This is a genomic window from Stenotrophomonas sp. 8(2023) (genome assembly GCF_030345295.1).
In the GTDB taxonomy this organism is placed as follows: Bacteria; Pseudomonadota; Gammaproteobacteria; order Xanthomonadales; family Xanthomonadaceae; genus Stenotrophomonas; species Stenotrophomonas muris.
The window spans coordinates 2,052,783-2,076,023 of record NZ_CP128404.1 but is presented as its reverse complement, the minus strand read 5'-3'; the positions used below and the strand labels follow the sequence as shown (position 1 = coordinate 2,076,023).

The following is a 23,241-nucleotide window of genomic DNA, read 5'->3' as shown; positions in this document are numbered from 1 at the left end:
ATGGGGTTGGCGCCCCCAAAAAGGGGACGGAGGGGATTAAGTCGCAATTGGCAAACGAGGCACAAGCGACTTAATCCCCTCCGTCCCCTTTTTCTATGCGGGCAGGCAGTGCTCCACGATCAGCTGGATGGCGCTGCCGCCGCGATAGTCGTCGCAGGCGAGGCGATAGGCGAGATGCACATGGCGACCGGGCGCGTTGCCGTGCCAGCCGCCGAAATGGATGGCGTTGATCGTGCCGGGTACGCCGGGCAGGCGCAGTTCCAGCTTCAGGTGACGCTCCTTCAGCACGCGCCAGTTGGCCACTTCGAAGTGGCCGTCGAACAGTGGCTCGGGGAAACCCTGGCCCCACGGCCCGGCCAGGCGCAACGCATCGGCGTGGCGATGGTCCAGCTCGTCCGCCGCCAGTTCGCCATCACTGAGGACCTGCTGCTGCAGTGCCGCCGGGTCGAGCATTTCCAGCACCACGGCGACGAAGGCGGCCTTGAAGTCATCGACGTGGTCACGCCGCAGGCTGAGCCCGGCCGCCATGGCGTGGCCGCCGAAGCGTTCGATCAGGCCCGGATGGCGCGCATCGACCAGCGCCAGGGCGTCACGGATGTGCAGGCCGGGAATGGAGCGCGCCGAGCCTCGCAGGGTGTCGGCGCCAGGTTCGGCCGGCGCGAAGGCGATCACCGGGCGATGCAGGCGGTCCTTCATCTTCGACGCGACCAGGCCGACCACGCCCGGATGCCAGTCGGCATCGAACAGGCAGGCCGCCACCGGTCGCTGACCGGCCATGTCCAGCACCACCCGGGTCAACGCCTGCTCGGCATCGTCGGTCATCGACTGCTGCACGGCGCGCCGTTCCGAATTGATCTGCTCCAGCGTCTGCGCGATCTCGCGCGCCTGGCGCGGGTCTTCGGTCAGCAGCAGCGCGATGCCCAGCGCCATGTCTTCCAGCCGGCCCGCGGCATTCAGGCGCGGGCCGAGCGCGAAGCCGATGTCGGTGGCTGTGAGCCGCGCGGCATCACGGCCGCTGGCTTCGATCAGCGCACGCAGGCCGACACAGCCCTGCCCCGCGCGCAGACGCCGCAGGCCCGCGCTGACCAGTGCCCGGTTGTTCGGATCCAGCGCCACCAGGTCGGCGACGGTGCCGACCGCCACCAGGTCCAGCAGCGTGGTCAGGTCCGGCCCCTTGCCATCGGCGAAGACGCCGGCCTCGCGCATGTGCCGGCGCAGCGCCATCAGCACGTAGAAGATCACGCCGACGCCGGCCAGCGACTTGCTGGGGAAGGCATCACCGTCGAGATTGGGATCGACGATGACATCGGCCGGCGGCAGCTGCGGCCCGGGTAGGTGATGGTCGGTGACCAGCACCTGCCAGCCCCGCGCCTTGGCCGCGATCACGCCCGCATGGCAGGCGATGCCGTGGTCGACCGTGACCAGCAGGTCCGGCTGCAGCTCGGCCAGCTCCTCCACCAGTGAGGGTGACAGGCCGTAGCCGTGCACCATTCGGTTCGGCACCGCGTGGAAGACATGCTGCGCGCCGAGCATGCGCAGTCCACGCACGCCGACCGCACAGGCGGTGGCGCCATCGCAATCGAAATCGCCGACCACCAGGATGCGCTTGTCATTGGCGATGGCCTCGATCAGCAGACCCACCGCATCATCGATGCCGGTCAGCAGCTCGGGGGCGTGCAGATGGCCCAGTTTCGGCTGCGCCAACTCCGGTGTACCGGCGCCTCGGTTGGCATAGAGACGCGCCAGCAGCGGCAGCGTGCCCTCCGGCCAGCTGCCGGGCGCGACCGCATCGCGGCGGCGGATCGTCGGCGTATCAGGGAATGGCTGCACAGCATCGGCGGCAAGGGACATCGGCATCGCCGGGTTGCGGAAGACATCCCCATGATAGCGCGGGGTCGGATCTCTCTGCCCGCAGGAGGCTCCACCCCGATCGCGAGCATTTGGAATCTGCCAGCATATCTTCCATGCTTGTCGGCCCGGAAATGGACTTCAACGCATGCATCGCACGCTGCTTCCCGCGCTGCTGGGCCTCGCCCTGGCCCCGGCCGCCCACGCCGCCACGCCCGAACCGAAGGCCGGCGTGCAGTTCCAGCACAACGACTGGTCGCTGGCCTGTGACAACACCCGCACCTGCCGCGCCGCCGGCTACAGCCCGGAAGAACCCGGCAATCTGCTCAGCCTGATGCTGGAACGCGCGGGCGGCCCGGGTACGAAGGTGCTCGCGCGGCTGCGCAATGGCGAGGATGGCGAAAGCCCGACGCCGACCGGGGCGCTGCGCCTGCGCCTGAACGGCAAGGACCTGGGCCCGGTGCACGACACCGGCGACGGGGACAACGTGTTGTTGCAGCAGGCACAGACCGATGCACTGGTCGCCGCACTGCCGCGCCAGGCACGCATCGAGATCATCGACGGCAAGGGCAAGGCGTGGCCGATCTCCGACAGCGGCGCAGCGGCCGTACTGCTGAAGATGGACGAGGCCCAGGGCCGGCTGGGCACGCCCGGTGCGCTGGTGCGGCGTGGCGACAAGCCCGAAGCGAGCGTGCCTGCGGCGTTGCCGGTGCCAGTGATCGTGCGCGGCACGCTGATGGCACCGCGCGCCTCGGACGCGGCGCTGGCCAAGGCACCGGGCCTGCGCAAGGCGCTGATCGCCAGCCTGCCGAAGCCGGATGAGTGCGGCCGCCTGAGCGATGGCGGGGCAGATGAGATCGAGATCCAGCGACTGGACGCCCAGCATGTACTGGCAAGCACCAGTTGCTTCGTGGGTGCCTACAACATGAGCAACGCCTACTGGGTGGTGCGAGACAGATCGCCTTACCAAGCGACCTTTGTCACCAACCTGGCCGAAGATTTTGACCGCGATGACGCTACGCTGCGAGGCCGCTCCCGAGGCCGCGGTGTCGGCGATTGCATCTCCGCCAATGACTGGGTGTGGGACGGGGAGCGCTTCGTGAAGAGCAGCGATTTCACGACGGGCCAGTGTCGCAATATGCTCGGCGGGCACTGGACACTGCCGACGGTGGTCAGCGAGGTCCGTTGAGGCGCCGCTACCTGCGGTAGTGCCGGCCGCTGGTCGGCAACCCCGACAAACCCTGGGGGTCAGAGCCGTTTTCCGATGGAAAACGGATCCGACCCCGATCGGTCGACCCCGATCAATCGTGAAGCTGCCGCGGCTTCTTCCAGAACTGCCAGCGCTGGCCGCGGTCCAGCTGGAACTGCAGGCCGTCCTCGAAATCCAGCACCAGCCGCTGCAGCTCGCCACGCTTCAGCGCGGCCAGCAGCGGCCGGATTGCATCATTGCCGAGCTGCTGCAGCGAACGCAGCTGGCGCAGGTCGACCAGTGCATCCACCGCCTGTTCGCCATCGACGGCTACGCCAGCCGCCAGGGCCAGGCCCTGCAGCAGGGCATCGCGGCTGCGCACCTGTGCGTGCGGCGTGCTGACCGACACCGGCATCACGCCACCGCCCCAGAACCACAGCGAATTGATCGGCTGTTGTCCCTGAGCGGCGCGCTGCTGGTTCCAGGAATGGTTGTGCAGCAGTACCTGCGCTTCGGTCATCAGCGCCCGCCAGCGACGGCCGCCCTCGCCCTCCGGCAGATGCGAGAACAGGTCATCGCCCAGCACCTCGTCCGGACTATTGAAGTCCGGCAGCACCAGGTCGATTGGAAGCCGCAGGTACCAGCGCGACGGGTCCGGTGCGTCAAGCACGAACCCGGCATCGGCAAACAAGGGCTGCAGCACCGGCAGCAGGGCCAGGCTGTCGGCCAGCGTCGGCCGCAGCGTTTCGCCGTAGGCCATCATCCGCGCGCCATGCATGTCCGGCACCATGCAGGCCGGATCGGCACGCAGCCAGCTGGCGCCGGCGGCATCGCCGACGTCGCGCTGGCGGGTCAACGCGGCCACCGGCCAGTGCGGCGCGGCAACCGCAAAATGGCGCGTCAGCTGCGCGCGTTCGCCCGGCGCGACCTGCACGGTCGTGGCACGGCCGAGCGCACGTGCCACATCGTCCGGCAACGCAGCCGCGGCAAAGCGGCTGCGGGCCGGCAACAGCAGGGTCGCCGTTGCCACCGTGTCAGTCCACGTAGCTGACGCTGACGATCTCGTACTCGCGCTGGCCGGCCGGGGCGTCGATCACGATCGAATCGCCTTCCAGCTTGCCGATCATCGCGCGCGCCACCGGCGAGGAAATCGCGATCAGGCCCAGCTTGATGTCCGCTTCCAGGTCACCGACGATCTGGTACTTCTTCTCTTCGTCGGTTTCCACGTCGGCCAGCGTCACGCTGGCGCCGAACACCACCTTGGAGCCGGCGTTGAGCTTGCTCACGTCGATGATCTCGGCGTGCGACAGCTCGCCTTCCAGCTGCTTGATGCGGCCTTCGATGAAGCCCTGTTCCTCGCGCGCGGCGTGGTACTCGGCGTTCTCCTTCAGGTCGCCATGCTCACGCGCTTCGGCGATGGCGGCGATCACCTTCGGGCGCTTGACCGACTTCAGGTGATCCAGTTCGTCGCGCAGCTTCTGCGCGCCCTTCATGGTGATGGGGGCTCTCATGCATTCAACTCCTTGTGCAGCTCCTGCAGCGACCAGACGGGACCGGTGCCGCGGAATTCCAGTGAATCCACCAGCGCCTTGGCGCCGGCAATGGTGGTCGAGTAGGTGACGCGATGCTGCAGCGCCTCGCGACGGATCGAGAACGAGTCGTTGATCGCCGAACGACCTTCGGTCGTGTTGACGATGTAGACGATCTCGCCGTTCTTGATCGAGTCGACGATGTGCGGACGGCCTTCGACCACCTTGTTGATGATCTCGCAGTCCATGCCGTGCTGCTGCAGCCAGGCGGCGGTGCCACGGGTGGCGACCAGGCTGTAGCCGCGCGCCAGCAGCGCCCTGGCCACCGGCAGCACGCGCTTCTTGTCCGGATCACGCACCGAGACGAAGGCCTTGCCAACCGGCGGGGCCTTGATGCCGCCGGCTTCCTGCGCCCGCGCGAAGGCGGCGTTGAAGGTGCGGCCCACGCCCATCACCTCACCGGTGGAGCGCATCTCCGGCCCGAGGATCGGGTCGACGCCCTGGAACTTGGCGAACGGGAAGATCGCTTCCTTCACCGAGTAGTAGTCCGGCACGATTTCCTTGGTCGCGCCCTGCTCGGCCAGCGTCTTGCCGGCCATGCAGCGGGCGGCGATCTTGGCCAGCGGCATGCCGGTGGCCTTGGACACGAACGGCACGGTGCGCGAGGCACGCGGGTTCACTTCCAGCAGGTAGATGGTGTCGGCACCCTCGTCGCTGGTCTGGATCGCGAACTGGGTGTTCATCAGGCCGACCACGTTGAGGGCCTTGGCCAGCTCCACCACCTGGCGGCGCAGCTCGGCCTGGGTTTCAGCCGACAGCGAGTACGGCGGCAGCGAGCACGAGGAATCGCCCGAGTGCACGCCGGCTTCTTCGATGTGCTCCATCACGCCACCGATCAGGACGTTGCCCTGGGCATCGGCAATGATGTCGACGTCGCACTCCACGGCGTTGTCGAGGAAGCGGTCCAGCAGCACCGGCGAATCGTTGGACACCTTCACCGCGTCGCGCACGTAGCGGGCCAGGTCGGCTTCGCCGTAGACGATTTCCATCGCACGGCCGCCCAGCACGTAGCTCGGGCGCACCACCAGCGGGTAGCCGATCTCGCGGGCCAGCAGCAGGGCTTCCTGGTCGTTGCGGGCGATGCGGTTCGGCGGCTGCTTCAGGCCCAGCGTGTCGACCAGCTGCTGGAAGCGCTCGCGGTCTTCGGCCAGGTCGATCGAGTCCGGGCTGGTGCCGATCACCGGCACGCCATTGGCTTCCAGCGCGCGCGCCAGCTTCAGCGGGGTCTGGCCGCCGTACTGCACGATCACGCCCTTCGGCTGTTCCAGTTCGACGATCTCCAGCACGTCTTCCAGGGTCAGCGGTTCGAAGTACAGGCGGTCGGAGGTGTCATAGTCGGTCGACACGGTTTCCGGGTTGCAGTTGACCATGATGGTTTCATAGCCATCCTCGCGCAGCGCCAGTGCCGCGTGCACGCAGCAGTAGTCGAACTCGATGCCCTGGCCGATGCGGTTCGGGCCACCGCCCAGGATCATGATCTTGTCGCGGTTGCTCGGCGCGGCCTCGCACTCGTCCTCGTAGGTCGAGTACAGGTAGGCGGTGCCGGTGGAGAATTCACCGGCGCAGGAGTCCACGCGCTTGTAGACCGGGCGCACCTTGTGCGCACGACGCAGCGCGCGGATGGCGGCTTCATTGGTGCCGGTCAGCTGCGCCAGGCGCGCATCGGAGAAGCCAGCACGCTTCAGCTTGCGCAGGCGTGCGGCATCCAGCGCGTCGATGCCACCGGCCGCGACTTCGCCTTCTGCAGCGATGATTTCCTCGATCTGGTCCAGGAACCAGTGGTCGATGAACGACAGTGCGTAGATCTCTTCCACGCTCATGCCGGCGCGGAACGCGTCGGCGACGAAGAACAGGCGCTCCGGGCCCGGCGCCTTCAACTCGCGACGCAGGGTCTGCAGGTCGTCTTCGTTGGCCAGGTCCAGGCCGGTCGGGTCGAAGCCGACCTTGCCGGTTTCCAGGCCACGCAGGGCCTTCTGCACCGACTCCTGGAAGGTACGGCCCATCGCCATCACCTCGCCCACCGACTTCATCTGGGTGGTCAGGCGGGCGTCGGCGGCCGGGAACTTCTCGAAGGCGAAGCGCGGGATCTTGGTGACGACGTAATCGATGGACGGCTCGAACGAGGCCGGGGTCAGGCCACCGGTGATTTCGTTCTTCAGTTCGTCCAGGGTGTAACCCACGGCCAGCTTGGCGGCGACCTTGGCGATCGGGAAGCCGGTGGCCTTGGAGGCCAGCGCCGAGGAACGCGACACGCGCGGGTTCATCTCGATGACGACCACGCGGCCGGTCTTCGGGTTGATGCCGAACTGCACGTTCGAGCCCCCGGTATCGACGCCGATCTTGCGCAGCACGGCGATGGAGGCATCGCGCAGGCGCTGGTACTCCTTGTCCGTCAGGGTCTGCGCCGGCGCCACGGTGATCGAGTCACCGGTGTGCACGCCCATCGGGTCCAGGTTTTCGATCGAGCAGACGATGATGCAGTTGTCCGCGGTATCGCGGACCACTTCCATCTCGAATTCCTTCCAGCCCAGCACCGACTCTTCCACCAGCACCTCGGTGGTCGGCGACAGTTCCAGGCCGCGGCTGACGATCTCGACCAGCTCTTCGCGGTTGTAGGCGATGCCGCCACCGCTGCCGCCCAGGGTGAAGCTGGGGCGGATGATGGTCGGGTAGCCGACGCGGGTCTGGATCTCCAGCGCTTCGTCCAGGGTGTGGGCGACGGCGGCGGTCGGGCATTCCAGGCCGATCTCACCCATGGCCACGCGGAACAGCTCGCGGTCTTCGGCCATGCGGATCGCTTCGCGCTTGGCGCCGATCAGTTCGACGTTGTACTTCTCCAGCACGCCGTTGTCGGCCAGGTCCAGCGCGCAGTTCAGCGCGGTCTGGCCACCCATGGTCGGCAGCAGCGCATCGGGCTTTTCCTTGGCGATGATCTTCTCGACCGTCTGCCAGTTGATCGGCTCGATGTAGACGGCGTCGGCCATCTCCGGGTCGGTCATGATCGTGGCCGGGTTGCTGTTGACCAGCACCACGCGGTAACCCTCGTCACGCAGGGCCTTGCAGGCCTGGGCGCCGGAGTAGTCGAACTCGCAGGCCTGGCCGATGACGATCGGGCCAGCACCGATGATGAGGATGGTCTTGAGGTCAGTGCGCTTGGGCATTTTCTTCTCTAAGTCAGTACAGCGTGACAAGGGGGAGTGATCGCACGCTGTCGATCAGGAATCTTGATCCGCAGCGCCGCGCCGGGGGCAGCAGCGATGCGGGGTTTACGGTCCATCGCGACGCCACCGGGGGGGCCGGCGGCGTACTGATCACGCCTTGGCCTGCTCCATCAGCACCACGAAGCGGTCGAACAGCGGACCGACATCGGTCGGGCCCGGCGACGCTTCCGGGTGGCCCTGGAACGAGAACGCCGGCACGTCGGTGCGGGCGACACCCTGGTTGGTGCCGTCGAACAGCGAACGGTGGGTCACGCGCAGGGTCGGCGGCAGGGTCGCTTCATCGATCGCGAAGCCGTGGTTCTGCGAGGTGATCATCACCCGGCCGCTGTCCAGGTCCTGCACCGGGTGATTGGCACCGTGGTGGCCATGGCCCATCTTCATGGTCTGCGCGCCCGAGGCCAGGCCCAGCAGCTGGTGGCCCAGGCAGATGCCGAAGGTCGGGATCTTCACATCGATGAAGGTCTTGGTCGCTTCGATGGCGTAGTCACACGGCTCCGGGTCACCCGGGCCGTTGGACAGGAACACGCCGTCCGGCTTCAGGGCCAGCACTTCGGCGGCCGGGGTCTGCGCCGGTACCACGGTCACTTCGCAGCCACGCTCGGCCAGCATGCGCAGGATGTTGGTCTTCACGCCGAAGTCGTAGGCCACGACCTTGAACCGGGCCGGCACGCTGACGAAAGCGTTGGCATCCAGGTCCAGCTGGCCCTCGGTCCAGGTGTAGGCCTTCTCGGTAGTGACGACCTTGGCCAGATCCATGCCCTTCAGCCCCGGGAACTTGCGGGCGGCTTCCAGTGCCTTTTCCACGTCGATGTCGCCGGCCATCAGCGCACCGTTCTGCGCGCCCTTCTCGCGCAGGATGCGGGTCAGCTTGCGGGTGTCGATGCCGGCGATGGCGACCACGCCACGCTGGATCAGCCAGTCCTGCAGCGACACCTGGCTGCGCCAGTTGCTGGGGCGGCGCGGAACGTCGCGCACGATCAGGCCGGCCGACCACACCTTGGACGCTTCGTTGTCCTGGTCGGTCATGCCGGTGTTACCGATATGCGGATAGGTCAGCGTGACCATCTGCCGGGCGTAGGACGGGTCGGTCAGCACTTCCTGGTAGCCGGTCATGGCGGTGTTGAACACCACCTCACCGACGGACAGGCCGGGCGCGCCTACGGATTCGCCCTCGAATACGGTGCCGTCTTCGAGGACGAGGATTGCGGCTTGGGTCACGGGAATCTCACTTTGGCTACCGAGGGGGCTGCCGAAGTCACGCCTGCGCTTCACGGAAATCCGGTTGCAAAAAAGCGCGGACGTACGGTCTGGGACCGGTCCGGCTTTCGTGATTCGGCGAGTGCGAATTGTAGCGCTGCCGGGGCGCTCGCGCCAGCGGTTATCGCGCTTCATGAACAGGCGATTGCGCATTCATTTCAATCCGGCGGCGTATGCGGGCCGGAGGCGGGGTCGGATCCATTTCCCGAATGGGAAAGGCTCTGACCCCAGGCGCCCTCGGATGGGGTCAGAGCCCTTTCCGCAGGAAAGGGATCCGACCCCAGGAATCAGCCCGCCTACTGCAGCAGATCCCTTACCCGGTAGCTGCCCGGCGCCCGCCCCTGCAGCTGGCGGGCGGCGAACAGGGCGCCGCGGGCGAAGATGTCGCGGTTGGTGGCCCGATGCACCAGCTCGATGCGCTCGCCCAGACCGGTGAACTGCACCATGTGCTCGCCCACGATGTCACCGGCACGCAGGCTGGCGTAGTGCGGCTCCGCCCCGCCCCGTTGCGCGGCCGCGCCCAGGGTCAGCGCGGTGCCCGATGGCGCATCCTTCTTCTGGGTGTGGTGCGATTCGACGATGTCGCAGTCCCAGCCGGCCAGCGCCTGCGCCGCGCGCTCCACCAGTTCGTCCAGTACCGCCACGCCCAGGCTGAAGTTCGAGGCCCATACCAGCGGGATCTTCGCCGCCGCGGCCTCCAGCGCCTGCCGCTGCGTGCTGGAGATGCCGGTGGTACCCGACACCAGCCCGGCACCCCGCTCCACGCACAACGCCAGCATCGGGTCGAAACCCTCCGGCAGGCTGAAGTCGATCGCCACATCGAACACCGGCGCGCCGGGCAGCTCACTGGCGCCGAAGAACGGCACGCCGTCGACCACGCGCTGTGCCGGCGCACGGCCGGTCACTGCGGCCACGATCTGCAGGGTTTCAGGATGTTCGGCGGCCAGCCGCAGCAGGGCCTGGCCCATGCGCCCGGAGGCACCGTGAATGAGCAATCGCAGAGGAGTCTGGTTCATGCCTGCAGGCTAGCGGCAGCACGCCCGCTCCGGCAAGCGCCATCGCTGCTACGCTGCATGCCCTTTCATGCAATGGATGGCAGCCCCTTCATGCAGATCAGCGAACAGCTGGTGCTGATCACCGGCGCCGGCCGCGGCCTTGGCCAGCACATCGCCCGCGCGTTCGCGGCGCAGGGTGCGCGCGTCATCGTCAACTACCACCGCAGCGAAGGCCCCGCACGGGCGCTGGCCGCCGAGCTGGGCGGACAGGCGATCGCGCTGCCGGCCGACGTCACCGACCGCAGCCAGGTCGATGCAATGCTGCAGCACGCCCTGGCCCACTTCGGCCAGGGCGTCACCACCGTGGTCAACAATGCGCTCGCCGCGTTCTCGTTCAATGGTGACGCCCGCGATGGTGCCGCCGATATCGGCTGGTCGGCGTTCCAGGCGCAGTTCGAGGGCAGCGTGCGCGGCGCGCTGAACACCGTGCAGGCCGCCCTGCCCGGCATGCAGGCCCGCCGCTTCGGCCGCATCATCAACATCGGCACCAACCTGTTCCAGAACCCGGTCGTGCCCTACCACGACTACACCGCCGCCAAGGCCGCGCTACTGTCCCTCACGCGCACGCTGGCCGGCGACCTCGGCCCACATGGCATCACCGTGAACATGCTGTCCGGCGGCCTGCTGCGCACCACCGATGCCAGCGCTGCCACGCCGGAGGCAGTGTTCGACTACATCGCCGCCAACACGCCACTGCGCAGCGTTACCACGCCAGCAGAATTCGCCGATGCCGCGCTGTTCTTCGCCAGCCCCTGGTCGCGCGCGGTGACCGGGCAGAACCTGGTGGTCGATGGCGGGCTGGTGCGGGACTGAGCCAATGCGCATTTCCGAGGTCAGCCGCCTGACCGGCGCCAGCGCCAAGGCCATCCGCCTGTACGAGGCGCGCGGACTACTGCCGCCGGTGCCGCGGCTGAACCGCTATCGCGACTACAGCGAACAGGATGTGGCCTGGGTGCAGCTGATCCGCCAGGCGTTGGCGCTGGGCATCACCCTGGCCGCGATCTCCCGCCTGCAGGGCCGCGACGGACGGCTCGACTGGCCCGCGGTGCTGGCCCTGCTCGAGCAACAACGCAGCCGCATCGCCAGCGAGCGGGCACGGCTGGCGCAGGTCGAGCTCGACCTGCAGCAGGTCAGCGACGAACTGCGGCAGTGGCTGCACTCCGGCAGCGGTGACTGCATCCTGGAACCCAGCGGCTGCGCCGCTGGTGGTTGACTCTGCCCCAAGGGCATAGCCCAACCTCGCGCACTTTCCATTGCCCGAGGTTGCCGTGTCCCGTTCCATCCTGATCCTGCTCGGCCATCCCGACCGCGACAGCCTGTGCGGTGCCCTCGCCCAGCGCTACGCCACCGCCGCCGAGAATGCTGGCCATCGGGTGCGCCTGATCGCACTCGGCGAACTCGAGTTCGATCCGGTGCTGCGCCATGGCTACCGCCAGATCCAGCCGCTGGAAGCCGACCTGCAGGACACTGCGGATGCGATCGAGGCCTTCGACCATCTGGTGCTGGTCTATCCCACCTGGTGGGGCGCGATGCCGGCGCTGCTGAAGGGCTTCTTCGATCGCGTGCTGCTGCCGGGGTACGCCTTCCGCTACCGGCGCGATTCAGTCTGGTGGGACCGGCTGCTGGCCGGTCGCAGCGCACGGGTGATCACCACGCTGGATACGCCGCCCTGGTATTACCGCTGGATCTACCGCGACCCGGGCATCACCCAGATCCGCGCCACTATTCTGGAATTCTGCGGCATCCGCCCTGTGCGGGTCAGCCGACTCGGTGCGGTGCGCAGCAGCTCGCCGGAGCAACGCAACCGGTGGCTGGCGTTGGCAGCGGAGCTGGGCTCACGGGCCAACTAGCTGGAAGAGCGTGCGAACCAAGGTTCGCACCCACCTGGAGCGTTCGCACCCACCTGGGGCGCTCGTTGCGGGTGTCGCGTTTGCCAATTGACCGTCAGGCACTGCGCCTCAAGGCTGTGGGCCCTTGTTACGGCCCAGGCAAAGCCCATGAAATCCTCGACTGTCTTCAGCAAGTGCGCCAGGAAGACCGGCTTTGCCGGGACGTCGACGACCCGCTACCGCTTGCTGGACGCCGCGCTGCTTGTCGTGAATCACCAGCGCGCCAGCGAAAGCCGGGGCTTCTATGTGAATGCTGGACTCTACTTTCCGGAACTGCTCACGTATCCCCTCGCGCCTGACGATCTTGAAACGGCTTTCCGGTACCGCTCCAGCATCCCCACGCCCCATGTCGACTGGCGGATCGAAGAAACGCCGGGCCTGCGCCGGACCTTCATCCAGCAGGATCTTGAAGATCTGCTGGAGGCCGGTAACCGCGACGCGTTGAAGGCCCTGCTGCTCGATGCCCTGGCCGACGTGGCAGGTTTCGCGGCAGCCCATGGGAACAGGGAATCGGTGCGGCGATTGAACCGGGACGGGAACTTCCGGGCGATCATCCGCAGAGAGGTCTGAATCCCGAGAGCGTGCGAACCAAGGTTCGCACCCACAGGGCGAAGGCCCGCACCACCGGCCGAAGGTTCGCACCCACCGGCCGGCCGCCGTCGAGCATGGCTCGATGCTACTTCTTGGTCGGCCCGCAGCTGTCGCAACCGCCACAGGCACCGCCACCCCCGCTGGCCGGCGGCGCGACCTTCCGCCCCAGCGCCTGCAGCCAGGCGGCGCGGCCCGGCTTCAACAGGGCCAACGCCAACGCACCGCGCAGCGTGCGCACGGTGCCCGGGAACTGCTTCTTCAGCACCACCCAGGCACTGACCAGCACAGCCACCGCGATGATCAGGTACTGGATCAGCAGGCCGGTATCCATCAGCCGCCTCCCAGCGCCCTGGTCACCTGGTAGGTGATCAGTGCGGCCACATAAGCCGCTGCGAACAGGTAGAACGCGGCAAAGCCCATCTGCTTCCACGAATTGGTCTCGCGCTTGATGGTGGCCAGCGTCGAGATGCACATCGGGGCGTAGATGTACCAGACCAGCAGCGACAGCGCGGTCGCCAGCGACCAGCCATCGCTGATCAGCGGGGTCAGCGCCTGGCTGGCGGCATCGTCATCGGCGGCCGACAGCGCATACACGGTGGCCAGCGAAGACACCGCCACCTCGCGCGCGGCCAGGCCCGGGATCAGCGCGATGCAGATCTGCCAGTTGAAGCCCAGCGGCGCGAAGAACACCGCCATCGCATGGCCGATCTGGCCGGCGTAGCTGTAGTCGATGGCTGGCATCGTGGCGTCGGCCGGTGCCGCCGGGAACGACAGCAGCACCCACAGCAGGATGGTCAGCGCCAGGATGATGCCGCCGACGCGCTTGAGGAAGATCATGCCGCGCTCGTACAGCCCCACCGCCAGGTCGCGCACATGCGGCAGGCGGTACGACGGCAGCTCCAGCATCAGCGGGTGCTCGCTCTTGTCGCGACGCCACTTCTTCATGATCCACGACATCGCCAGCGCGCTGAGAATGCCCGCCGCATACAAGCCGAACAGCACCAGGCCCTGCTGGTTGAACACGCCCCACACCGTCTTCTGCGGAATGAACGCACCGATCAGCAGCGCGTACACCGGCAGGCGCGCCGAGCAGGTCATCAGCGGCGCCACCAGGATCGTGGCCAGGCGGTCACGCGGGTCCTGGATGCTGCGCGTGGACATGATGCCCGGCACCGCGCAGGCGAAGCTGGACAGCAGCGGGATGAACGAGCGGCCGGACAGGCCGGCGGCCGCCATCATGCGGTCGAGCAGGAACGCCGCACGCGGCAGGTAGCCGGACTCCTCCAGCACCAGGATGAAGAAGAACAGGATCAGGATCTGCGGCAGGAACACCACCACGCCGCCGACGCCTGCGATGATGCCGTCGGTCAGCAGGCTGGCCAGCGGGCCTTCCGGCAGCACGCTGCCAACAAAGGTGCCGAGCCAGGCGAAGCCAGCCTCGATGCCGTCCATCAGCGGCGTCGCCCAGGCGTACACCGCCTGGAAGATCAGGAACATCACCACCGCCAGGCTGACCAGGCCGAACACCGGGTGCAGCAGCCAGCGGTCCAGCGCGTCGTCGATCTTCGCGGTCCGTGCCGGCATGCGCACGGCGACCGACAGGATCCCGCGCACCTTGGCGTGGTAATCGATGCCACCTTCCGGGCCCGGCACCGGCGCATCCAGGTGCGGCACCATGGCGTCCAGGCGCTCGACCAGGGCCTTGGCGCCCTGCTTGCGCACCGCCACGGTCTCCACCACCGGCACGCCCAGCTCGCGTTCCAGCGCGGCCACATCCACCTGGATGCCGCGGCGCTGGGCCGCGTCGACCATGTTCAGGGCCACCACCATCGGCTTGCCCAGCTCGCGCAGTTCCAGCGCGAAGCGCAGGTGCAGGCGCAGGTTGGTGGCGTCGATCACGCACAGCAGCACGTCCGGCGCGGCCTCGCCCGGGTAGAAGCCCCGGCACAGGTCACGGGTGATCGCCTCGTCCAGGCTGGCCGGATGCAGGCTGTAGGCACCCGGCAGGTCAAGCACGGCGAATTCACGGCCGGACGGCGCACGCAGGCGACCCTCCTTGCGCTCGACGGTGACGCCGGTGTAGTTGGCGACCTTCTGCCGGCTGCCGGTCAGCTGGTTGAACAGCGCGGTCTTGCCGCTGTTGGGGTTACCGACCAGCGCGATGCGCAGGGGGGCGGTGGCGGCGATTGCGGTCATGCACGTCGTTCCTGGCTGGCGGCGTCGACCACGACCCGCTTGGCTTCACTGATCCGCAGCGCGAACCGGGTGAACCCGACCTGCACCAGCAGCGGCTCGCCGCCCACCGGGCCCTTGGCCACCAGGCGCACTTCCTCGCCGTTCACGAAACCCAGCTCGCGCAGGCGCCGGGCAATGGCATCGTTGGCATGCAGGTCCTGCACGGACTCGACCACGGCCGAGGTGTGCAGCGGCAGTTCGGACAGCGTCATCTAGCGTGTTCTCTGCTGGATGTAAATGGTTCTCGATTCTAACATTCCCGCGTCGCGTCATGGCCCATGACCAATGGTCCGCTATGATCCATACAGGTATGGAGTGACCCTGGAATCCCATGAACGATGCTTTGCAGATCGAGCGCCGTGGCGCCGTCCTCACCCTCTGGCTGAACCGGCCGGAGCTGCACAACGCCTTTGACGCCAGCCTGATCGCCCGGCTGACCGCCGCGCTGGAAGCCGCCGGCCGCGATGATTCGGTCCGGGCCGTGGTGGTCGCCGGCCACGGCGCCTCCTTCTCGGCCGGCGCCGACATGCAGTGGATGCGCGGCATGGCGGCGGCCAGCGAGGCCGACAACCGCGAGGACTCGCTGGCACTGGCACGGCTGATGCGCACCCTGGACGAGTTGCCCAAGCCGACCCTGGCCCGGGTCCACGGCGCGGCCTTCGGTGGCGGCGTCGGCCTGGTTGCCTGCTGCGACATTGCCATCGCCAGCACCTCGGCCCGCTTCGGCCTGACCGAAAGCCGCCTTGGCCTGCTGCCGGCGGTGATCTCGCCTTACGTGATCGAGGCCATCGGCCCGCGCCAGGCGCGGCGCTGGTTCGCCACCGGCGAGCACTTCGACGCCGATACCGCACTGCGCATCGGCCTGGTCCACCAGCTGGTCGAGCCCGAGCGCCTGGACGAAGCGCTGGAGCGCCAGCTGGCCCTGCTCGACAAGGCCGGCCCGATCGCCTCGTCCACCGCCAAGCAGCTGGTCCGGAAGGTCCGAGACAGCCATGACCGCGACGCGCTGGATCGGGATAATGCCGCCCTGATCGCGCGCCTGCGGGTGTCCGCCGAGGGCCAGGAAGGCTTGGGCGCCTTCCTCGACAAGCGCGCCCCCCATTGGGTCACGGAAGCCTGAACATGCTCGATCATCTTGGTTTGACCAGCGCCGACCTGGCGCGCAGCAGGACCTTCTTCCTGCAGGCGCTGGCGCCGCTGCAGATCGGCGTGGTGATGGAAGTGAGCGCCGAACAGACCGGCGACCACGACCACATCGGCTTCGGCAGCGACGGCAAGCCGTTCTTCTGGCTCGGCAATGGCGGCACCGCCAGCCACGGCGTGCACGTGGCCTTCGCCTGCGCCAGCCGCGCGCAGGTGGACGCCTTCCACGCCGCCGCCCTCGCCGCCGGTGGCCGCGACAACGGCGCGCCGGGCCTGCGCCCGTGGTACCACCCGGATTACTACGCCGCCTTCGTGCTCGACCCGGACGGCAACAACATCGAAGCGGTCTGCCATCGCCCCGTCGGCGAGGTGGCTGCATGAGCGACTACGTCCGCATCGTCGAGGTCGGCCCGCGTGACGGCCTGCAGAACGAAAAGCAGTCGGTGTCCACCGCCGACAAGATCGAACTGATCAACCGCCTGTCGGCCACCGGCCTGCGCAGCATCGAGGCGACCAGTTTCGTCAGCCCGAAGTGGATTCCGCAGCTGGCCGATGCCGCCGAGGTCTACGCCGGCATCCAGCGCCGGCCGGGCATCCACTACCCGGTACTGGTGCCGAACGAACAGGGCTACGACCGCGCCCGTGCGGTGGGCGTGGAGGAAGTAGCGGTGTTCACCGCCGCGTCCGAGGCCTTCAACCGCACCAACACCAATGCCGGCATCGACGAATCGCTGGCCCGGTTCGAGCCGATCCTGCACCGCGCCGCCGCCGATGGCGTGCGCGTGCGCGGCTACGTCTCCACCGTGCTCGGCTGCCCCTACCAGGGCGAGGTGCCGCTGGCCGACGTGGTGCGGGTGGCGCGCGCGCTGCACCAGATGGGCTGTTACGAAATCTCGCTGGGCGACACCATCGGCGTCGGCACCCCACGCAAGGCACGGGCGATGCTGCAGGCGGTCGCTGCCGAGATCCCGATGGAAGCCTTGGCCGTGCACTTCCACGACACCTACGGCCAGGCCATCGCCAACATCGCCACCTGCCTGGAAGCAGGCGTGCGCGTGGTCGACAGTGCAGTCTCGGGCGCCGGTGGCTGCCCGTACGCGAAGGGGGCCAGCGGCAACGTCGCCAGCGAGGACGTGGTCTACCTGCTGCAGGGCCTGGGCCTGGACAGTGGCGTGGACCTGCCGGCACTGGCCGAGACCGGCCGCTGGCTGGCCGGCCTGCTCGGCCGCGCCACCGCCAGCCGCACCGGCCAGGCGCTCGCAGCGACCGGCTGAGCAACCCGCTGCGCCGCTCCCGCTCGGGCGGCGCAGCGCACAACGGCGACGGTCGCCGCTTCCGTTAGAATCGGCGGTTCTCGAACCTGCAGGACCGTTCAATGCAGCTGTCTTCCGTACGTGCCGTGATCACTGGCGGCGTCTCCGGCCTCGGCCTGGCCGTGGCCCAGCACCTCGTCGCCCAGGGCGGCAAGGTGGCTCTGTTCGACCTCAACGACGACAAGGGTGCAGCTGCCGTTGCCGGGCTGGGTGCCGACAAGGCCCGCTATTTCAATGTCAATGTCAGCGATGAGGCGGCCGTGGCTGCAGCCATCGACCAGGCCCACGATTTCCTCGGCGGCCTGAACGTGGCGATGAACTGCGCCGGCATCCTCGGCGCCGGTCGCGTGCTCGGCAAGGAAGGCCCGATGCCGCTGGCCGGCTTCCAGGGCACGGTGATGGTCAATCTGGTCGGCAGCTTCAACGTGGCCAAGGCCGCGGCCAACCGCATGCAGCACAACGACGCCGGCGAAGACGGCGAGCGCGGCGTGATCATCAACACCGCCAGCATCGCTGCCTATGAAGGACAGATCGGCCAGGCCGCGTATGCCGCCAGCAAGGGCGGCGTGGTGTCGATGACGCTGCCGATGGCGCGCGAACTGTCGCGCTTCGGCATCCGCGTCAATACGATTGCTCCTGGCGTGTTCTGGACGCCGATGGTCGATGGCATGCCCGAAGCCGTGCAGCAGTCGCTGGCCGCCTCGATCCCGTTCCCGTCGCGCCTGGGCAAGCCGGAAGACTTCGCCAGCCTGGTCGGCTTCATCCTCGGCAACACCTACCTCAACGGCGAGACCATCCGCCTGGACGGCGCTACCCGCCTCGCTCCGAAGTGATTCCCCCCGGGCGCCGGGACGGCGCCCTCCCCCAACGACCTAGATCACCATGAAAGCCAACGACATCAAGAAGGGCAACGTCGTCGAGTACAACAACGGCGTGTACCAGATCCGCGACATCGAGCGCAGCTCGCCGCAGGGTCGCGGCGGCAACGTCCGCTTCCGCTTCATCATGTACAGCGTGCCGGGCGGCAACAAGCTCGACGCCAGCTTCGATGCCGACGACAACCTGGTCGAGGTCGAACTGCTGCGCCGCCAGTCCACCTATTCGTACAAGGACGGCGATGCCTTCGTGTTCCTCGATGACGAGGACTACACGCCCTACACCCTGGACGCGGACGTGATCGGCGACGACGCCGGCTACATCACCGACGGCCTGACCGGCATCTACGTGCAGGTGATCGACGAGCAGCCGGTGGCGATCCAGCTGCCGGCCTCGGTGGTGCTGGAAGTGATCGAGACCCCGCCGGAACTGAAGGGCGGCACTGCCACCAAGCGCCCGAAGCCGGCCAAACTCAACACCGGCATCGAGATCATGGTGCCGGAATACATCGTCAACGGCGAACGCGTGCTGGTGAACACCGCCACCGGCGAATTCGCCGGCCGCGCCGACTAAGCGCCTTGCGCTGATCGGCTGCCTGTCCCTGCTTGCGGCGTGCTCGCCGCAGGCAGCGGGCAGCGCATCGGATGTACCGATCGTGTAGAGCCGAGCGTGGGCTCGGCTCTACAGAAGGCTTACGGCTGCTTCGCACCGAAGTTGCCGCAGCCGTGGTACTGGCGGGTGCCGATGGTCAGGTTCACCTTGGCATCGAACGACTCGCCGCTCATGTCGTCCTGGCAGGTGGTGCGCTGGAAGCTGAGCTTGACGTCGGTACCGTCGGACGCCTTGCCACTCCAACCGTCAGCACCTTCGGTGGGCGTGGCGACGTCGAAGCGACGCTCGCCATAGTCAACTTCCACCCGCAGGCCCGGCGCGTCGCCATCGACGACCGCCAACCAGCCCGGCTCGTTGCCCGTGGCGCGGAACGCGGCCGTGCCCGCACTGCCATCGCCTTCGGTCGCTTCGACCGCATGGCACTCGCGGTCCGCCTCGCCCTTCAGGCTCAACAGGCCGTCATCGCTGCCCTTGGTCCAGAAGCTGTTGCCCTGGCCATCACCGTACTTGGCACCCGACGCCGCACGTTCGGAGGTCATGGCGAAGGTACGTTCGCCGATCACCACCGTGGCCGCATCCTCGCCATTGAAGGCCGCGCGCACGCTCAGATCACCACACTGGTACGTGGTCTCGCTGCCGGTACCGGCGCTGGTGCTGGCAGCCGGTTCGGGCGCCGCCGGCGGCGCGGCATCGGTGCCGCCCGCAGCGGGTGCCTGGGCCGGCTGGCACGCGGCCAGCACCAACCCGAGCGAGGCTGCCAACAGACTGGGAACTACACGCATGGCTCGACTCCTTGTCGACACTACAGAGACCTTCGACCCTACCACCTGCCGGTGAGCGCGGCCTGAAAGCGGCCTGACCGTACTCACGCGGCCAGTACCGCCATCGACAACAGCTGCGCACCGCTGCCGGCGGAACTGCAGGTCCAGACCCGCAGCAGGCGCAGCTTCACTTCACGCTCCCGGCCCTGCCGCCACACGGACAACCGCACGTCGCTGGACAGCAACGCCAGGCGGCCACACAGCAGCGCCTCCACCGCGTGCAGCTGCAGGCTTCGCACCTGCAGGCTGCCGGCCAGCCAATCGCCCAGCCATGGCAGATCGAGCATGCGGCCGCCGTGGCCTTCCATCATGAACAAGGCCGGGGATACCAGCGCGTTCAACGCATCGTGGTCATTTTCCAGCAGCGCCGCGCACAGGCGCTGCTCCAGCGCCATCAACTGTTGCTCATGCAAATTTTCAACGATGTTCCGTTCCATCCACGGTTCCTCCCGGCATCGGCCGGCGCCTGCGCAGGCGCTGCGCGATCCACTGCCGCGCGCCCTGCACCACTACATAGAAGACCGGCACGAAGAACACGGCCAGCACGGTCGCACTGACCATCCCGCCGAACACACCGGTTCCAATCGCCTGCTGGGTTTCCTTCGACGCGCCCTGCGCCAGCATCAGCGGCACCACGCCCAGCGCGAATGCCAGCGAGGTCATCACGATCGGGCGCAGGCGCAGCCTGGCTGCCTCCAATGCCGCCTCGACCAGGCCGCGCCCCTGCTGCTGCAGCTGCCGCGCGAACTCGACAATGAGGATCGCGTTCTTCGCCGACAGCCCGATCACGGTGATCATGCCGACCTTGAAGAACACATCGTTGGGCATGCCACGCAACAGCACCGCGGCGACCGCACCGAGCAGGCCGAGTGGCACCACCAGCATCACCGCCAGCGGAATCGACCAGCTCTCGTACAGCGCCGCCAGCACCAGGAACACCACCAGCATCGACAACAACAGCAGCCACGGCGCCTGCGCCCCCGACTCACGCTCCTGCAGCGACTGGCTGGTCCACTGCAGGGCAAAACCGGACGGCAGCTTCCCGGCCAACCGCTCCATCTCCGCCATGGCCTGGCCGGTCGACACGCCGGAGGCCGGTGCGCCGGACAGATTCAACGCCGGGAAGCCGAGGTAGCGCTGCAGCTGCAGCGGCGCCTCGGTCCAGTTCGGGGTCACCAGTTCCGACAACGCCACCATGCCGCCCTCGCTGTTGCGCACGTACAGTTTCAGCACGTCCTCCAGTTCCATGCGATGCGGCGCGTCGGCCTGCAGGATCACCTGCTGCAACCGGCCCTTGTTGGGGAAATCATTGACGTACTGCGAGCCCATCGCCGCTGACAGCGTGCTGCTGATGTGCTCGAAGCCCACGCCCATCGCCTCGGCCTTGGCGCGATCAATGTCCAGCCGCACGCTGATACCTGCCGGCAGGCCATCGGCATGCACCTCCGACAGCAGCGGACTGGCCTCGGCCAGCTTCAGCAGCTGCTGCAGGGCCGCGCGCAGCTCGGCCTGGCTCTGCCCGGTACGCGCCTGCAGGGCCAGCGAGAACCCGGACGAACGGCCCAGGCTGTCGATCGCCGGCGGCATCACGCTCATCACCTCACCCTCGGCAACCGTGGCCATCGCCTGCTGCGCGGCCTCCACCTCGCTGGCCGCGGTGGCGCCAGCACGCTCGCCCCAGTCCTTCAGCATGGTGTAGGTCAGCGCCGCGCTCGGGCCGGAACCGGAGAAGCTGTAACCGAGGATCGACTGGTTGGAGCCGATGCCCGGGCGCGAGGCCACGTGCCGTTCGTAGGCTTCGACCACCGCCAGCGTGCGTTCGGCGGTGGCTTCGGCCGGCAGCTGGATCGAGGTCATGAAATAGCCCTGGTCCTCTTCCGGCAGGAACGCGCCCGGCAGCCAGTGCAGGCCCAGCAGCAGCGCCGCCACCAGCGCGGCGAACACGCCCATCACCCGGCCGCTTCGCTGCAGCACGGAGGCCACGCCACGCTGGTAGCGCCCGGTCAACGCCTCGAAGCCACGATTGAAGGCGCCGAACAGCCCGCCACGACCATGATGGCCGTGGGTGTTCGGGCGCAGCAGGGTCGCGCACAGCGCCGGTGTCAGGCTCAGTGCCAGCAGCGCCGAGAACAGGATCGACACCGCCATCGCCACGGTGAACTGGCGGTAGATCGCGCCCACCGAGCCGCTGGCCAAGGCCATCGGAATGAACACCGCGGTCAGCACCAGGGTGATGCCGATCACCGCGCCGGTCAGCTCGCGCATCGCCTTGATGGTCGCCTCGCGCGGCGGCAGGCCCTCCTCGGCCATGATCCGCTCCACGCCCTCGACCACCACGATCGCGTCGTCGACGATGATGCCGATCGCCAGCACCATGCCGAACATGGTCAGCACGTTGATCGAGAAGCCCAGCGCCAGCATCACCGCGAAGGTACCGAGCAGCGCGATCGGTGCGACCAGCGCAGGAATCAGCGTGTAGCGCCAGTTCTGCAGGAACAGGTACATCACCGCGAACACCAGCAGCATCGCCTCCAGCAGCGTCTGCACCACCTTCTGGATCGAGATCTTCACGAACGGCGCGGTGTCGAACGGGATGCTCGCCTCCACGCCGCGCGGCAACAGCGGCGCCAGCTCGGCCATGCGCTCACGGACCGCCGACGCCGTGCGCACCGCATTCGCGCCCGGCCGCAGCTGCACCCCGGCGGCGGTGGCCGGATGGCCATCCTCGCGGGTGCCCCAGGCATAGCTTTGCGCGCCCAGTTCGACGCGGGCGACATCACCCAGCACCACCCGTGAACCGTCGGCCCCGGCGCGCAGTACGATCGCCGCGAACTGTTCCGGCGTGGACAACTGGCCGTCGGCGCTGAGCGGCACGGTGATGCGCTGGCCTGGAACACCCGGCGAATCACCGATGCGCCCCGGCGAGATCTCCAGGTTCTGCTGCTCGATGGCAGTGGCCACATCGCCCATGGTCAGGTCGTAGCCGGTCAACCGGGTCGGGTCCAGCCACACGCGCATCGCCTGCTCGGCACCGAACAACTGCACGCGACCGACGCCATCGATGCGGCGCAGCTCTTCGATGATGTTGCGCGCCATGAAATCGCCCAGCGCGGCCTCGCTGACGCTGGCATCCGGCGAACGCAGGCCGACCAGCATCAGGAAGCCGGAATCGGCGGCCTCCACGAACAGGCCGTTCTGCCGCACGCTGCGCGGAAGACGCGGCTCGATCGCCTTGATCCGGTTCTGCACGTCCACCTGCGCCAGTTCCGGATTGGTGCCGGGCTTGAAGGTGGCGGTGATCGAGGCTTCGCCGGAGGTGTCCACCGACGATTCGAAGTACAGCAGATGCTTGACGCTGGACAGCTCGCGCTCGATCAGGCCGACCACCGCATCGTTCAACGTCTGCGGGCTCGCACCCGGGTAGCTGGCATAGATGCTGACGCTGGGCGGCGCGACCGCCGGATAGCGCTCCACGGCCAGGCGCGGAATCGCCAGCGCGCCGGCCAGGATGATGAAGATCGCCAGCACCCAGGCGAACACCGGGCGATCGATGAAGAAACGTGCCATGTTGGATTTTCCTGGAGGGGCTGTCCCGGGAAAGG

General features: G+C 67.9%; 22 protein-coding genes. 10 read left to right on the top strand and 12 right to left on the bottom strand.

Annotation, left to right across the window (positions count from 1 at the left end; translation table 11 throughout):
- Positions 1 to 93 precede the first annotated feature (93 nt).
- Positions 94 to 1,851, bottom strand: a complete 1,758-nt coding sequence (gene recJ, locus QP609_RS09830; RefSeq protein ID WP_049440115.1) for a single-stranded-DNA-specific exonuclease RecJ — start codon at positions 1,849 to 1,851, stop codon at positions 94 to 96.
- A 145-nt stretch (positions 1,852 to 1,996) separates the two neighbouring features.
- Between recJ and QP609_RS09825 the strand changes: the two genes are divergently transcribed.
- Positions 1,997 to 3,037: a DUF1176 domain-containing protein gene (locus QP609_RS09825; protein ID WP_049440092.1), complete on the top strand. Its 1,041-nt coding sequence runs from the start codon at positions 1,997 to 1,999 to the stop codon at positions 3,035 to 3,037.
- Positions 3,038 to 3,149: 112 nt separating this feature from the next.
- On the opposite strand, the gene QP609_RS09820 is transcribed toward QP609_RS09825, so the two are convergent.
- The 5 genes from QP609_RS09820 to QP609_RS09800 all read right to left on the bottom strand — a co-directional run bounded on the left by QP609_RS09820 (position 3,150) and on the right by QP609_RS09800 (position 10,072).
- Complete coding sequence (locus QP609_RS09820) at positions 3,150 to 4,067, bottom strand: Regulatory protein, RpfE type (RefSeq protein ID WP_014646995.1); 918 nt, start codon at positions 4,065 to 4,067, stop codon at positions 3,150 to 3,152.
- Positions 4,068 to 4,071: 4 nt separating this feature from the next.
- A complete protein-coding gene (gene greA / locus QP609_RS09815) occupies positions 4,072 to 4,536 on the bottom strand; it encodes a transcription elongation factor GreA (RefSeq protein WP_026347191.1) in 465 nt (154 codons plus the stop codon).
- Between the two features lie 8 nt (positions 4,537 to 4,544).
- A complete protein-coding gene (gene carB / locus QP609_RS09810) occupies positions 4,545 to 7,787 on the bottom strand; it encodes a carbamoyl-phosphate synthase large subunit (protein WP_197621128.1) in 3,243 nt (1,080 codons plus the stop codon).
- 150 nt (positions 7,788 to 7,937) lie between these two features.
- A complete protein-coding gene (gene carA, locus QP609_RS09805; protein WP_289214004.1) occupies positions 7,938 to 9,065 on the bottom strand; it encodes a glutamine-hydrolyzing carbamoyl-phosphate synthase small subunit in 1,128 nt (375 codons plus the stop codon).
- A 335-nt stretch (positions 9,066 to 9,400) separates the two neighbouring features.
- Positions 9,401 to 10,072 (bottom strand): 4-hydroxy-tetrahydrodipicolinate reductase, encoded by a 672-nt coding sequence (locus QP609_RS09800; protein WP_241887018.1) that lies wholly within the window; start codon positions 10,070 to 10,072, stop codon positions 9,401 to 9,403.
- A 120-nt stretch (positions 10,073 to 10,192) separates the two neighbouring features.
- Between QP609_RS09800 and QP609_RS09795 the strand changes: the two genes are divergently transcribed.
- The 4 genes from QP609_RS09795 to QP609_RS09780 all read left to right on the top strand — a co-directional run bounded on the left by QP609_RS09795 (position 10,193) and on the right by QP609_RS09780 (position 12,618).
- A complete protein-coding gene (locus QP609_RS09795) occupies positions 10,193 to 10,972 on the top strand; it encodes a 3-oxoacyl-ACP reductase (RefSeq protein WP_197621140.1) in 780 nt (259 codons plus the stop codon).
- 4 nt (positions 10,973 to 10,976) lie between these two features.
- A complete protein-coding gene (locus tag QP609_RS09790; RefSeq protein ID WP_014646990.1) occupies positions 10,977 to 11,372 on the top strand; it encodes a MerR family transcriptional regulator in 396 nt (131 codons plus the stop codon).
- Positions 11,373 to 11,427: 55 nt separating this feature from the next.
- Entirely contained in the window at positions 11,428 to 12,009 is a 582-nt protein-coding gene (locus tag QP609_RS09785; RefSeq protein WP_197621129.1) for an NAD(P)H-dependent oxidoreductase, read from the top strand.
- A gap of 147 nt (positions 12,010 to 12,156) precedes the next feature.
- Complete coding sequence (locus tag QP609_RS09780; protein ID WP_142234665.1) at positions 12,157 to 12,618, top strand: DUF4304 domain-containing protein; 462 nt, start codon at positions 12,157 to 12,159, stop codon at positions 12,616 to 12,618.
- A gap of 106 nt (positions 12,619 to 12,724) precedes the next feature.
- Here the strand turns inward: QP609_RS09780 and QP609_RS09775 are convergent, their stop codons facing one another.
- Genes QP609_RS09775 through QP609_RS09765 form a run of 3 tightly spaced genes read right to left on the bottom strand, consistent with a single transcriptional unit; the run spans position 12,725 to position 15,086 of the window.
- The gene (locus QP609_RS09775) at positions 12,725 to 12,970 is read right to left on the bottom strand and encodes a DUF6587 family protein (protein WP_138953577.1); all 246 of its coding nucleotides are present in this window, start codon (positions 12,968 to 12,970) and stop codon (positions 12,725 to 12,727) included.
- Positions 12,970 to 14,835, bottom strand: a complete 1,866-nt coding sequence (locus tag QP609_RS09770; protein ID WP_032959475.1) for a ferrous iron transporter B — start codon at positions 14,833 to 14,835, stop codon at positions 12,970 to 12,972. The genes QP609_RS09775 and QP609_RS09770 overlap by 1 nt, the downstream gene beginning before the upstream one ends.
- Entirely contained in the window at positions 14,832 to 15,086 is a 255-nt protein-coding gene (locus QP609_RS09765) for a FeoA family protein (RefSeq protein ID WP_005416370.1), read from the bottom strand. The genes QP609_RS09770 and QP609_RS09765 overlap by 4 nt, the downstream gene beginning before the upstream one ends.
- A 119-nt stretch (positions 15,087 to 15,205) precedes the next feature.
- Between QP609_RS09765 and QP609_RS09760 the strand changes: the two genes are divergently transcribed.
- From QP609_RS09760 to yeiP, 5 genes are all read left to right on the top strand, one after another.
- Positions 15,206 to 15,994, top strand: coding sequence for an enoyl-CoA hydratase/isomerase family protein (locus QP609_RS09760; RefSeq protein ID WP_197621130.1), 789 nt, complete (start codon positions 15,206 to 15,208; stop codon positions 15,992 to 15,994).
- Between the two features lie 2 nt (positions 15,995 to 15,996).
- The gene (locus tag QP609_RS09755; RefSeq protein WP_197621131.1) at positions 15,997 to 16,398 is read left to right on the top strand and encodes a VOC family protein; all 402 of its coding nucleotides are present in this window, start codon (positions 15,997 to 15,999) and stop codon (positions 16,396 to 16,398) included.
- Positions 16,395 to 17,291 carry a hydroxymethylglutaryl-CoA lyase gene (locus QP609_RS09750; RefSeq protein WP_053495357.1) on the top strand — a complete coding sequence of 299 codons (897 nt, stop codon included), beginning with the start codon at positions 16,395 to 16,397 and terminating at the stop codon, positions 17,289 to 17,291. Before QP609_RS09755 ends, QP609_RS09750 begins: the two co-directional genes overlap by 4 nt.
- Positions 17,292 to 17,392: 101 nt before the next feature.
- Positions 17,393 to 18,163 (top strand): SDR family oxidoreductase, encoded by a 771-nt coding sequence (locus QP609_RS09745; RefSeq protein WP_014646983.1) that lies wholly within the window; start codon positions 17,393 to 17,395, stop codon positions 18,161 to 18,163.
- A gap of 49 nt (positions 18,164 to 18,212) precedes the next feature.
- Positions 18,213 to 18,779 (top strand): elongation factor P-like protein YeiP, encoded by a 567-nt coding sequence (yeiP, locus tag QP609_RS09740; protein WP_005409468.1) that lies wholly within the window; start codon positions 18,213 to 18,215, stop codon positions 18,777 to 18,779.
- A gap of 119 nt (positions 18,780 to 18,898) precedes the next feature.
- Here yeiP and QP609_RS09735 read toward each other — a convergent pair whose 3' ends face one another.
- From QP609_RS09735 to QP609_RS09725, 3 genes are all read right to left on the bottom strand, one after another.
- Positions 18,899 to 19,600, bottom strand: coding sequence for an MliC family protein (locus QP609_RS09735; RefSeq protein WP_197621132.1), 702 nt, complete (start codon positions 19,598 to 19,600; stop codon positions 18,899 to 18,901).
- A gap of 83 nt (positions 19,601 to 19,683) precedes the next feature.
- Positions 19,684 to 20,076 carry a nuclear transport factor 2 family protein gene (locus QP609_RS09730; protein ID WP_032959480.1) on the bottom strand — a complete coding sequence of 131 codons (393 nt, stop codon included), beginning with the start codon at positions 20,074 to 20,076 and terminating at the stop codon, positions 19,684 to 19,686.
- Complete coding sequence (locus QP609_RS09725; RefSeq protein ID WP_197621133.1) at positions 20,057 to 23,206, bottom strand: multidrug efflux RND transporter permease subunit; 3,150 nt, start codon at positions 23,204 to 23,206, stop codon at positions 20,057 to 20,059. The genes QP609_RS09730 and QP609_RS09725 overlap by 20 nt, the downstream gene beginning before the upstream one ends.
- Positions 23,207 to 23,241 lie beyond the last annotated feature (35 nt).

What these genes read in the sequence shown, in the direction of transcription:
- recJ (WP_049440115.1), bottom strand. Translation starts at nt 1,851, where the DNA reads ATGTCCCTTGCCGCCGATGCTGTGCAGCCATTCCCTGATACGCCGACG.
- QP609_RS09825 (WP_049440092.1), top strand. Translation starts at nt 1,997, where the DNA reads ATGCATCGCACGCTGCTTCCCGCGCTGCTGGGCCTCGCCCTGGCCCCG.
- carB (WP_197621128.1), bottom strand. Translation starts at nt 7,787, where the DNA reads ATGCCCAAGCGCACTGACCTCAAGACCATCCTCATCATCGGTGCTGGC.
- QP609_RS09800 (WP_241887018.1), bottom strand. Translation starts at nt 10,072, where the DNA reads ATGGGCCAGGCCCTGCTGCGGCTGGCCGCCGAACATCCTGAAACCCTG.
- QP609_RS09795 (WP_197621140.1), top strand. Translation starts at nt 10,193, where the DNA reads ATGGATGGCAGCCCCTTCATGCAGATCAGCGAACAGCTGGTGCTGATC.
- QP609_RS09790 (WP_014646990.1), top strand. Translation starts at nt 10,977, where the DNA reads ATGCGCATTTCCGAGGTCAGCCGCCTGACCGGCGCCAGCGCCAAGGCC.
- QP609_RS09780 (WP_142234665.1), top strand. Translation starts at nt 12,157, where the DNA reads ATGAAATCCTCGACTGTCTTCAGCAAGTGCGCCAGGAAGACCGGCTTT.
- QP609_RS09775 (WP_138953577.1), bottom strand. Translation starts at nt 12,970, where the DNA reads ATGGATACCGGCCTGCTGATCCAGTACCTGATCATCGCGGTGGCTGTG.
- QP609_RS09770 (WP_032959475.1), bottom strand. Translation starts at nt 14,835, where the DNA reads ATGACCGCAATCGCCGCCACCGCCCCCCTGCGCATCGCGCTGGTCGGT.
- QP609_RS09765 (WP_005416370.1), bottom strand. Translation starts at nt 15,086, where the DNA reads ATGACGCTGTCCGAACTGCCGCTGCACACCTCGGCCGTGGTCGAGTCC.
- QP609_RS09760 (WP_197621130.1), top strand. Translation starts at nt 15,206, where the DNA reads ATGAACGATGCTTTGCAGATCGAGCGCCGTGGCGCCGTCCTCACCCTC.
- QP609_RS09755 (WP_197621131.1), top strand. Translation starts at nt 15,997, where the DNA reads ATGCTCGATCATCTTGGTTTGACCAGCGCCGACCTGGCGCGCAGCAGG.
- QP609_RS09750 (WP_053495357.1), top strand. Translation starts at nt 16,395, where the DNA reads ATGAGCGACTACGTCCGCATCGTCGAGGTCGGCCCGCGTGACGGCCTG.
- QP609_RS09745 (WP_014646983.1), top strand. Translation starts at nt 17,393, where the DNA reads ATGCAGCTGTCTTCCGTACGTGCCGTGATCACTGGCGGCGTCTCCGGC.
- yeiP (WP_005409468.1), top strand. Translation starts at nt 18,213, where the DNA reads ATGAAAGCCAACGACATCAAGAAGGGCAACGTCGTCGAGTACAACAAC.
- QP609_RS09735 (WP_197621132.1), bottom strand. Translation starts at nt 19,600, where the DNA reads ATGCGTGTAGTTCCCAGTCTGTTGGCAGCCTCGCTCGGGTTGGTGCTG.
- QP609_RS09730 (WP_032959480.1), bottom strand. Translation starts at nt 20,076, where the DNA reads ATGGAACGGAACATCGTTGAAAATTTGCATGAGCAACAGTTGATGGCG.
- QP609_RS09725 (WP_197621133.1), bottom strand. Translation starts at nt 23,206, where the DNA reads ATGGCACGTTTCTTCATCGATCGCCCGGTGTTCGCCTGGGTGCTGGCG.